Source organism: Ancylobacter radicis (assembly GCF_018449475.1).
In the GTDB taxonomy this organism is placed as follows: Bacteria; Pseudomonadota; Alphaproteobacteria; order Rhizobiales; family Xanthobacteraceae; genus Ancylobacter; species Ancylobacter radicis.
On the sequence record NZ_JAHCQH010000021.1, the window covers coordinates 281,701 to 292,358 of the forward strand.

The window sequence follows — 10,658 nt, forward strand, 5'->3', positions numbered from 1 at the left end:
AGGTGCGGTACTTTTGGGGCGGGCGCCGCCTGCGGTGGGCAGCATACCCGCGTATGCCCCCGCCATCCCTTCGATGCCAGCAGCCAACCGCATGTAGAATGGCCCCGCCGCCGCGTTTTCCTATCCTTGCTCCCACAGATCGACGGCGCCCAGCGCGTCGTCGACAGGCACCGGCGCCACGGCGCCACCGATCAGGAGAAGGTCCATGGAAGATCTGTCCCGCCGCGCCATGCTGGCCGCCAGCGCCTTTGGTGGTGTCGCTCTCGCTGCCGGCGCGGCGCACGCCGCCAGCTTCGGCAATCCCGACCAGCCGGCCCAGGGCGCGGTCAACGCGGCGCCGGGCGCGCTGTCCGATCCCGGCCCGCAGAACCCCGCGCTCGCCAACCAGATTCCCGCCTTTGAGAGCCCTCCGGCGACCGATGTCGGCAGCATGCCGATGAACTGGTCCTCCTTCAACATCATGCCGAAGCGCATCCAGGCGGGCGGCTGGGCGCGGCAGTTGACCGCCACCGAGTTTCCCGCCTCCAAGGAGGTCTCCGGCGTGAATATGCGCCTCGCCGCCGGCGGCATCCGCGAGATGCACTGGCATCTGGCGAGCGAATGGGCGCTGATGACGCGCGGGCATTGCCGCGTCACCATGCTCGACAAGGATGGCCGCGCCTATGTGCAGGATGTCGGGCCGGGCGATCTGTGGTTCTTCCCCGCCGGCTACCCTCACTCGCTGCAGGGGCTGGGGCCGGATGGCTGCGAGTTCCTCATCGTGTTCGATGATGCCTATCAGTCCGAATATAACACGCTGCTGCTGACCGACTGGTTCGCCCACACCCCGCCGAAAATCCTCGCGCAGAATTTCGGCGTGCCCGAGGAGGCGTTCAAGAACATCCCGCTGCATGATCTGTGGATTTTCCAGGGCGAGTTGCCGCCCCCGCTCGCGGTCGATCAGGCGGCGGTCGCCTCTGCCGGCGTGCCGCCTCTGCCCTTCACCTTCTCCCTCGGATCGAGCCAGCCGGTGAAGGAGAATGAGAGCGGCAAGGTCCAGCTCGCCGACAGCCGCACCTTCAAGGTGTCGAACACCATTGCCGGGGCGATCGAGACCATCAAGCCCGGCGCGCTCCGCCGCATGCACTGGCACCCCAATGCGGATGAATGGCAGTACTGGATGAAGGGGCAGGGCCGCATGACCGTGTTCAATGCCGGTCCCCGCGCCCAGACCATCGACTTCAAGCCGGGCGATGTCGGCGTCGTGCCGAAAAGCCAGGGCCACTACATCGAGAACACCGGCAATGAAGACATCGAGATGCTGGTGATCTTCAAGGCGCCCGAATATCAGGAGGTCGATCTCGCCGACTGGCTCAGCCACGCCCCGCCGGAACTGGTCGCCCAGCACCTGAACATCGACCCCGCCATCATCGCCCGCTTCCCGAAGGACCAGATCGGTCTCCAGCCGGGATGATCGGGGCGTTCGCGACAGAGCCGGCGCGCGTTACCCGCGCCGGCTCAGCACCATGGCGATGCTGGCGAGCACCACGGCGAGGCCGGCGAGGGAAACCGGCGCCAGTTGCTCGCCAAGGATGACCCAGCCGAGCAGCACGCCGAGAACCGGATTCACATAGGCGAAGGTCGTCGCCACCGCCGGCGAGAACGCGCGCAGCACCCGGATATAGGAGGTGAGGCCGATCACCGAGGCGAAGATGATGAGGAAGCCGAAGGCGAGCCATTGCTGCACGCTCGGCGGGCCCGGCAGCGGCGCCGCTTCCGCGCCTGTCAGCACGGTCAGCACCAGCGAGGCCGCCAGCATCTGGAAAGCGGCGGCCCATTCCGTCGGCATGCGCTGCATCAGCGGGCGCTGAACGATGGTGCCGAGCGACCAGCTGATGCCGGCGCCGATCACGATCGCCGTGGTGAAGACGCCGTAGCCGGGCTCGATGATGGCGCTATGCGCGTCGAGCAGGGTTGGCGAGACCACGAGGAACAGCCCCACCAGCCCCAGGAACAGGCCGGCCACCACCCGCGGTGAGGGCACGCGCCGGGCGATCAGCAGATCCAGCAGGCAGCTCCACAGCGGGATGGCGCCCATGGCCATGACGATGAAGCTGGAGGTGGCGTGCTTGGAGGCGAGCGTCGCCAGCCCGTTGCCCGCCACCCACATGAGGACCCCGCTGGCGGCGCAGATCAGCAGGTCGCGCGGGCGCGGGCGAATCGGCAAGCCGCAGCGGATCAGCGCCACGCCCGAGAGCAGCAGCGAGGCCAGCCACATGCGCGAGGATTGCAGCTGGAACACGCTCACCATGGCCGGGCCGGAAACGCAGATCTTCACCGCCAGATAGCCGCCACTCCAGACCAGATAGATGGCCAGCAGATGCCCATAGGCGGAGAGCGGCGGGCGGGGGGTGGTAACCCCGCCGGAGGCGGTGATGCTCATGATGGGAAAGGCCCGACGCGAGGAGCGCCCCTCATCCCCGCGCATCGCGGCAAATCAAAGGCGCCGGCGCACGGACCGGGGAGGCGTCATCCACCTTGCCGCGCGCGCCACTTCGCGGCACATGGTGCGCATCGTTTTCCGCCGTGCTTCGGCGCGGCGCACGCGGCGCGTCGGTGCCGACGGGCAGGACCGGTATGAATTTCCCCACGAAGTCTTACGCTTTCACAGATCGCCTTCATCCGGCGCGCGGGCGCGCCCCATGCTGAAGGCGTTCTTTTCCTATTATCGTCCGCACAAGCGGCTTTTCATTCTGGATTTCGGCTGCGCCGTGCTGTCCGGGGTGCTGGAACTCGGCTTCCCGATGGCGATGAAAGCCTTCGTCGATGTGCTGCTGCCGCAGGCCGACCTCCAGCTCATCGGGCTCGCCGCCGTCGGCTTGCTGGCAATCTTCCTGCTCAATAGCGGGCTGATGGCGGTGGTCACCTATTGGGGCCATGTGCTCGGCATCAACATCGAGACGGAGATGCGCGAGCGGGCCTTCGAGCACCTGCAGAAGCTCTCCTTCCGCTTCTACGACAACTTCAAGACCGGCCACCTCGTCGCCCGCGTCACCAAGGACCTCGAAGAGATCGGCGAGATCGCCCATCACGGCCCGGAGGACCTGTTCATCGCGGTGATGACCTTTGTCGGTGCCTTCCTCCTGATGCTGTGGGTCCACCCGCCTCTTGCTGGACTCACTGCACTGATCGTCCCCCTCACTGCACTCATTGTCGCCCGTTATGGCGGCCGCATGACCCGCAACTGGCAGGCGCAATTTGGGCGGGTCGGCGACTTCAACGTGCGGTTGGAGGAGAATATCGGCGGTATCCGGGTGGTGCAGGCCTTCGGCAATGAGGCCTATGAGCGCCGGCTCTTTGCGGGCGATAATCAGCGGTATAAAGACACCAAGCTCGATGCCTACCGGATCATGGCGGCGAGCCAGGCGCTGAACTACATGGCGATGCGCTTCGTACAACTGGGCGTTATGCTGGCCGGAAGCTGGTATGTGGTACAGGGAAGCTTGAGCATCGGCGGTTTCGTCGGATTTCTTCTGCTGGTGACGGTGTTTTATCGTCCGCTCGACAAAATCGCGGCGATGATGGAGAGCTATCCCAAGGGCATCGCCGGCTTCCGCCGCTATCAGGAACTGCTGGAAACCGCGCCCGACGTCGCCGACCATCCGGGCGCGCGGGCCGTCGGCCATCTCAAGGGGGACATCCGCTTTGCCGGCGTGTCCTTCGGCTATTCCGAAAACCGGCCCATTCTCAAGGGTATAAACCTTGATATCCGGGCCGGCGAAACGGTCGCCTTCGTCGGCCCTTCCGGCGCCGGCAAGACCACGCTCCTGTCCCTGCTGCCGCGCTTTTACGAGGTGGATTCGGGCAGCATCCACATCGACGGCATTGATCTGCGCGACATGACGCTGGCCTCGCTCCGCCGCAATATCGGCATCGTGCAGCAAGATGTTTTCCTGTTCGGCGGCAGCATTCGCGAGAATATCGCCTATGGCCGCCTGGATGCCTCCGAAGACGACATCCGGCTGGCGGCGCGCCGCGCGCGACTGGAAGGGCTGCTGGCGGAGCTTCCCGAGGGCCTCGACACCATCGTCGGCGAACGCGGTGTGAAGCTCTCCGGCGGCCAGAAGCAGCGCCTCGCCATCGCCCGTATCTTCTTGAAAGATCCGCCGATTCTCATTCTGGACGAGGCCACCTCCGCCCTCGACACGCACACCGAGCGGGAAATTCAGAAGTCTTTGGATGAACTTGCGCGCGGGCGTACCACGCTGGTGATCGCCCATCGGCTGGCCACCATCCAGAATGCCGGCCGGATCGTGGTGGTGACGACGGACGGCATCGCCGAGCAAGGCACGCACGAGGCGCTACTCGCCCAGCGCGGCCTCTATCACCGCCTTCACACCGCGCAGTTCGGCGCCGACCCGTTCTCGATGGACGCCTGACCCCCGGCGGCCCAACCCGGCCGGGATCAAACACCTAGTCGGATACCGCGACCGCGTTGGAACGTATGGTCGAGGTGATGGTCTGCGCCATCCGCAGGAACTTGGTGAATTCCACTCCCGGCGCGTTCGCCACATAGACGATGTCGCCGACCCGAACGGGGAAGGCGCGGGCGATGAAATAGCCGCTGGGATCCTTCAGATTCAGGCGGTAGATCACCGGAACGAGGCTGTTGCCGACCAGCAGGGGGGTGTCGGGCCGATAGGCCCGGACCACGGCCGGCTGCTCATAGCGGAAGATGAAGATGCCGCTGGGGTCCGCCTGGCTGTCGACGAGACCACCCGACACGCCCATGGCCTCCGCCACCGAGAATTCCTCGCGGTCGATCGGCATTTCGCCGGCGGCCTTGACCGCACCCAGCGCCGTAAAGGTCTGCGGCCGGCGGAACACATAGACCGTGTCGCCGGGCTGCATGTAGATGTTTTCCTCGGGGTTCGACAGAATGGCCGCGAGCTGCACCGTGGTGCTGCGGCTGCCGCGCGTCACCCGCACGAAGCTCTCATGCGCCGCGCCCTTGATTCCTCCAGCTTGGGCAATGACTTCGAGAAGCCGGTCGCCCTTGACGTTCAGGTTGACCCGGCCGGCGCCGGTGAGATCGCCGACCACGACCACGGAGGCGGAGGTCTGCTGCGGCAGGGTGACGAGCACCTGCGGCTCGATGGCTTTTCCGGTCAGTCCCTGCTCGATGATCTTGGCGATGTCGCTCGGGCGCTTCCCGACCACCAACAATTCGCCGACATAGGGCACCTTGATGCGGCCGTCGCGGTCGACCACCTGCGCGGGGAGGGTCTCGCTGCCCGAGCCGGTATCGACAACCGAGCGGCCGCCGAACAGCCCGCCGCCGCTCGCTTCCCAGATGGAGATGGAGACTACATCGCCCACGCTCACGCGCGTCTCGGGCGCGTTGCGCCGCGCGCCGAAGCTGCGGACCAGGCTGGAGGAATGCCACAGGCTCATGGCCCGCACGCTTTCGGCGTCCACGTCGACGATCACGTAATCGGTCGGTTCTTCCTTGGGAGCCATCACCTCCTGGGTGGTCGGCCCCGACCCCGGAAAGAAGACGCATCCGCCAAGGGTCAGACTCAACACGGCGAGCCCTGCGAGGCTGGCCTTTGACCTACGGATAATCAAACCGCGTTATCCTCTTTCGTAATGCCCGGCACATGTAAAGCCGATGATCGGGTGCATTACTATGCTGTGATCGATAACGGCGGATTAAGATGAAATATTGTGGCCGTGAAGTCACATTGGGTCAGGTATGAAATGTAGTTCGATATTATAATACCGCATAATTGCATTATTTTACTGGAGAATTAGAAGCGAAATTCGAGGCTGACCGAATCGGTGCCGACCCTTGTCAGGGTCGGCACCGAGGTTGTTCACTCCGCAGCTTGAGGCATGCGCGCCTCGCGCGCAAAGAACTGCCGCTCGGCCTTCAGGGCGCGGCGGGCCGCCTGAATGCATTCCTTGCGCTTTTCGGTGCTGAGTTCCTTCCACGCTGCGGGGTCGAACTCGACCAGACGGCGGGCGACGAAACGCTCAAGCTGGCGGCTTATGTCGGGCAGGTCAGTCATGTTAGCTCCTCAGGATTGGGTCGGGGTGAGTCCCGACGAAAGGGGGCTGGACTTCAGACCAGAGGTCCGAACGGTTCCTCGATGGAACGCTCCTCATGCTCCTCATCGTCCGGCATGCCGCCCGCGTCAGGAGGCGCATTCCGGTCGATGGAGAGATAGGCTCGGATCGCGTCGCCGACATTCGGGAAGGTGTAGAGCCTCCCGCCATGCAGGACCGCACCGATATCCGCGAAACGACGCATCATCTGGGGCGAGCGCGTCGTGAAGATGAGGGTGGATTGAGCTCGCCGCGCCTGCACAAGTTCGGAGCAGCGTTCGCGGAACGCGCCTTCGCCACCGAACAGGGCTTCGTCGGCAATAAAAATGTCGAACGGCATCGCATAGGACGCGGCGAACATGAATCGGGCGCGCCGTTCCCGCGTATAGGTTGACATGGGTTGGTCGATCACCTGCTCCAGATCGGCGAACCGTGCCACGAAATGAGTGGCGGCTTCGCCATCGAAGCCGTTCACGCGGGCGACGAAATGCAGATTCTCCCGGCCGGTCAGCGCCGCATGATAGGCCTGTCCGCTGGCGATGGGCGGCGATATGGAGCCGACCCGCCGGACCTTGCCGCGATCCGGCAGCGTCGAGCCGCCGATCAGGCGGATCAATGTCGACTTACCCGATCCGCGGGCTCCCAGAATGCCAACCGATGCCCCGCCCGGAAAGGCCGCGTCGAGATGCTCGAACACGCGAGCCTGCCGGCGGGCTGTCCGATACATCTTCGCAACGTCAATGAGACGGACCGCAATCATACCAGCCTCGGACGGAAGACGCGCTCGAGCGCCAGCCCGATAAGAACGGTCGCGAGGCCGAAGCCGAGCAGGTAGGGCTTGTCCAGCAGGGAGGTGGGATAGGTGAGATAGAAGCCGGTGCGAAACCACTCCAGCGCATGCATGAGCGGGTTCCACACGATGTATTGCCGGACCTGAGGCGGCATGAAGTCGGGCACGTAGAACACACCCGACGTGAACAGCAGGACCCGCGAGCTGACGCCGTAAATCACCGCCCAGAGATGGAAGAACGCGCCGATCACACCGTTGATGAGGCCGACGCCGATGGCCAGCACGCCGGTGGCGGCGAAAGCCTGGACCGCATTCATCGGCCGCACAGGTGCCGCTTCTTTGACCCCGGTCGAATAGATGAAGCAGAACAGCAATGTGCCGATGATGACGAGCGTTGCCGTTTCCAGCAGCGCGCGCGCCAGGATGATGTCGAGGGGTTGCACCGGAGCGAGCGCCCGCACGAGGCCGCTGGATCGAATGGCGCCTGTGGTACGCCCGGAAACATGGGTGAACAGGAAGAACGGCACGATGCCGGTGGCCAGAAACAGCAGCATGCTGGTGCCGAAATCGGGCCGCCTTCCCAGGAAGGTGAAGATCGCGATCATCACCGCGAGATGGAGGATCGGTTCGAACAGGGCGAGCAGATAGCTCATCCTGGACTGGACCGAGCGGAGGCGCATCTCGCGCAGCATCAGCGCGATGATGACGCGGCCCTGAGTGCGCAGGCCTTCACCGAAACGGCCGCTTCGGCTGGTGGAGCCCGGCTCGGTGAAGAAGGAGCTGAATGACATGTGCGATCCGTTCCCGCTCAGGCGACGTGGTCGCGGATCGAGAAGAACACCATTACGCTGATGAACCAGATCGCGGCGACCGACAGCAGCACAATCAGCACCGAGACGAAGCGTTGCGGATATTCGCTCGCCTGAGCCAGAGCCGGCTGGACATAGGTCGCGACATAGGTGTGCTGCGACGCGGCTTCCGAGCGTGCCAGTTCGAGGGCGGACAATGTCGTTTCGTAATATTTCTCAGCGAATTGGCGGCTGAGGTCGACATCCTCGTAATTGGACAGCATCTCGGAAATGACCGGCGAGGAGGCCGTTGCGCCGCCGCCCGCATTGGTGCCGGCGGCGCGCGCCACATCGCCCTTGCCGAGTTCGCGCTCGATTGTGGCGATCTGCTTGGTGGTCGCGGAAATACGGCTTTCTATGACCTTCACGCTGGGCGCACTCGCGTCCATATACGTCCGCAGCGAAGCAAGCTGCGACTGCAACCCGGCAAGTTCGCCCCGCAGCTTCATGGCGAGGTCAAGCGTGCCGCCCGCCGTGCGCGCCGCGTCGGGGGTTTGCTCGCTGTCACGGAACTTGTGCATCTGGGCACGCGCATCACGCAGCCGCTGCTCGGCCCGCGAGACGTCGCCCTCGGCGAACCTCACCGCGTCGAGCCGCGAGCGAGCGGATATCTCGTTGATGAGCCGTTCGCTCTGCTTCACCAGCGTGGCGGCAATGGTGAAGGCATCCTCCGGGGTGAACGCCCGAACGCGCACCAGCGCCAGTCCGGTCGACATGTCGAAGGTGGCGTCGATCATGGACTGCCAGTAGGTGACGAGGTTCTCCATCGTCACGCTGGTGCCGAGCCGCGACAGCCAGTCGACGTTCTGGCGGCTGTACATCTGCCGGAGATCGACGGTCTTCATCAGATCTTCGACGGCCTGGCGGCTGGTTATGTAATCGACGACGAGGAAATTGTCGGTAAAGGCGCCGGAACGCGCTGCGGTGCCAAGCGCTGTGCTTGCGGCGGTGGCGCCGGCCGGCGAGAAGTTCTGGTTGCGAACCGCGAAGCGGAACTCCGAGACATATTGGTTCGAGACGAAAAAGCCGTAATAGACGCCAGCGGCGATGGTCGGCAGGGCCACCATCAGAAAGAAGGATACCCACAGGCCGATTGAGCGTCGCTGACGCCGACGGCGGGGGAGTGCCGCGCTGAGATCCGAGCCTTCGACGTCCGGCAGCGGAAAGCGCGCGCGTTCGGTTTGAGGGGGGCGGACCGGCTTCAGACGGAGTCGCGACGCCACGCGATCACCCTCGGCCACAACACGTGCCGCCGGACGAACGGGCTTTGCTTTTGCCTGAATGAGGGTTTCCGCCGTGCTCTCGGGCTCTCCCATGGCGGCGGGCATGGGCACTACGCGATGCCGTTCACTCATGACACGCCTCCGATTTGGTATTCTCGATAGAATATATTTTATCATACACTGTACTATGCGTAAATTTATTATTGAATTTTGATGTATATTTCACGTTCGTAGTAATTTTGAGAAAATAAATTTCTAATGCATTGATATCAACTGTCGTGTTTATTACTGTCTCAAGCTTCCCGGCGGTAGCGAATAGGGTGGAATGATTTACATGAATGGGAGCGCAGGGGCGGGGGTGGTCGCAATAACGCTGCTTCTGATGGGCGGGTTCTGGTTGGACCGTCTCGCTGTTCCTTCGTCCCGCAAGAGCGCCCGCTCCGCCGCCGTACAGGGGATGAGGGTGGCCATACTGCTCTGGCTCTGGTTTTTGTGGCTTGGGCTTTCCGCCCGCCCCCTCTTCGCGATGACCGCGAGCCTCATCACGCTGGGCGTCTTCGTGGGAATCTCGCGCGTGAAATACGGCTATCTGCGCGAACCGCTGGTCTTCAGCGATCTCAGCTACATCGCGACCCTTATTCGCCACCCGTCGCTGTTCTATCTCGGACGACGCGAGGCGATGGGTTTCGTTCTGCTGCTCCTCGCCATCGCGGCTTTCATTGCCTTCTGGATGACGCAGGAACCGCGTTGGCACGGTGCCTTGGCGCAGGCCGGCCTTCTCGCCGGCTGCGGCGTGGCTGCGCTGATGATCGGGGCCGGAGGCGTCGGCACGCGCTTCATGGAGCGTTTCGCCCAATTGAAGCAGGCCCCGGCCGCCGAGTTCGTTCGCGATCTTGGTCTGGCGGTGTCGCTGGTGGGGGGCTTTGCTCTGTGGCGCCGCGCGCGCGATGGCCGAGGCGTCGAGGAGCGCGGCGCGGCGCCTCCTGCCAGTCACGGCCGCTACCGCGCTGTTATTGTTGTCCAGTCCGAGTCCTTCTCCGATCTGCGGCGGCATGGCCTGAGCGTCGATCTTGCCAATCTCGACCGCCTGCGACGGCGGGCCCTGACCAAGGGCAGGCTCCAGGTTTCCTGCTTCGGCGCCTACACGCATCGCTCCGAAGTCGAAATGCTCACGGGCATTCCCTTCGCCGAGCAGGGGATGGATCGTTTCGATCCGTATCTGCGACCGGCGCGGCTCGCGGAGGCATCGCTCGCCACTGTGCTCGGCCGCGCCAACTGGCGCACGGTATTCATACACCCGCACGACGCACGTTTCTTCAGGCGCGACCGGGCCGTTCCGCAACTCGGCTTCGGGCGATTCATCACCGAACATGCCTTTGGCGAGGGAGATCGCTTCGGGCCCTATGTCAGCGACCATGCGGTGGGCCGGACCATCATTGGCGAGATCGAGAAGGCGGTCGACGCCGGGCAGCCGCTGTTTGTCATGGCCATCACCATGGAGGCGCACGACCCTTACGGACCCGGTCGCCTGCCGGAGAGCGATGATCCCGTTCAGCAATATGCTCGCCACCTCGCCAATGCCGATGCGCTGCTGGGCACGGTGGCGGAGGCGCTCGACCTGCGCACCGACCGGTCGCTGCTGGTGTTCTACGGCGATCATGCCCCCATCCTTTCCGGGTATGAGGTGCTGGCGGAGGATACGGCCACGGA

General features: G+C 64.2%; 8 protein-coding genes and 1 pseudogene. 3 read left to right on the forward strand and 6 right to left on the reverse strand.

The genetic code is table 11. The features are described 5' to 3' along the window. The first annotated feature begins 205 nt into the window (after window positions 1-205). Window positions 206-1,453: a cupin domain-containing protein gene (locus KIP89_RS17555; protein WP_213756877.1), complete on the forward strand. Its 1,248-nt coding sequence runs from the start codon at window positions 206-208 to the stop codon at window positions 1,451-1,453. A 30-nt stretch (window positions 1,454-1,483) separates the two neighbouring features. Here KIP89_RS17555 and KIP89_RS17560 read toward each other — a convergent pair whose 3' ends face one another. Next, window positions 1,484-2,422: a DMT family transporter gene (locus KIP89_RS17560; protein WP_213756878.1), complete on the reverse strand. Its 939-nt coding sequence runs from the start codon at window positions 2,420-2,422 to the stop codon at window positions 1,484-1,486. A gap of 259 nt (window positions 2,423-2,681) precedes the next feature. Between KIP89_RS17560 and KIP89_RS17565 the strand changes: the two genes are divergently transcribed. Then, entirely contained in the window at window positions 2,682-4,418 is a 1,737-nt protein-coding gene (locus tag KIP89_RS17565) for an ABC transporter ATP-binding protein (RefSeq protein WP_213756879.1), read from the forward strand. Between the two features lie 34 nt (window positions 4,419-4,452). On the opposite strand, the gene KIP89_RS17570 is transcribed toward KIP89_RS17565, so the two are convergent. The 5 genes from KIP89_RS17570 to KIP89_RS17590 form a co-directional block, all read right to left on the reverse strand. After that, on the reverse strand, window positions 4,453-5,499 hold the full coding sequence (locus KIP89_RS17570) for a polysaccharide biosynthesis/export family protein (RefSeq protein ID WP_213756880.1): 1,047 nt from the start codon (window positions 5,497-5,499) through the stop codon (window positions 4,453-4,455). 356 nt (window positions 5,500-5,855) lie between these two features. After that, on the reverse strand, window positions 5,856-6,050 hold the full coding sequence (locus tag KIP89_RS17575) for a hypothetical protein (RefSeq protein ID WP_213756881.1): 195 nt from the start codon (window positions 6,048-6,050) through the stop codon (window positions 5,856-5,858). A gap of 53 nt (window positions 6,051-6,103) precedes the next feature. Then, window positions 6,104-6,814, reverse strand: coding sequence for an ABC transporter ATP-binding protein (locus tag KIP89_RS17580; protein WP_213756882.1), 711 nt, complete (start codon window positions 6,812-6,814; stop codon window positions 6,104-6,106). A gap of 29 nt (window positions 6,815-6,843) precedes the next feature. After that, complete coding sequence (locus KIP89_RS17585) at window positions 6,844-7,668, reverse strand: ABC transporter permease (RefSeq protein ID WP_213756883.1); 825 nt, start codon at window positions 7,666-7,668, stop codon at window positions 6,844-6,846. A gap of 17 nt (window positions 7,669-7,685) precedes the next feature. Then, complete coding sequence (locus tag KIP89_RS17590) at window positions 7,686-9,053, reverse strand: KpsE/RkpR family capsule polysaccharide export protein (protein WP_213756884.1); 1,368 nt, start codon at window positions 9,051-9,053, stop codon at window positions 7,686-7,688. A gap of 733 nt (window positions 9,054-9,786) precedes the next feature. On the opposite strand from KIP89_RS17590, the pseudogene KIP89_RS19915 reads away from it, so the two are divergent. Beyond that, a pseudogene (locus tag KIP89_RS19915) lies at window positions 9,787-10,647 on the forward strand (LTA synthase family protein); the annotation flags it as partial. Between the last annotated feature and the right edge of the window lie 11 nt (window positions 10,648-10,658).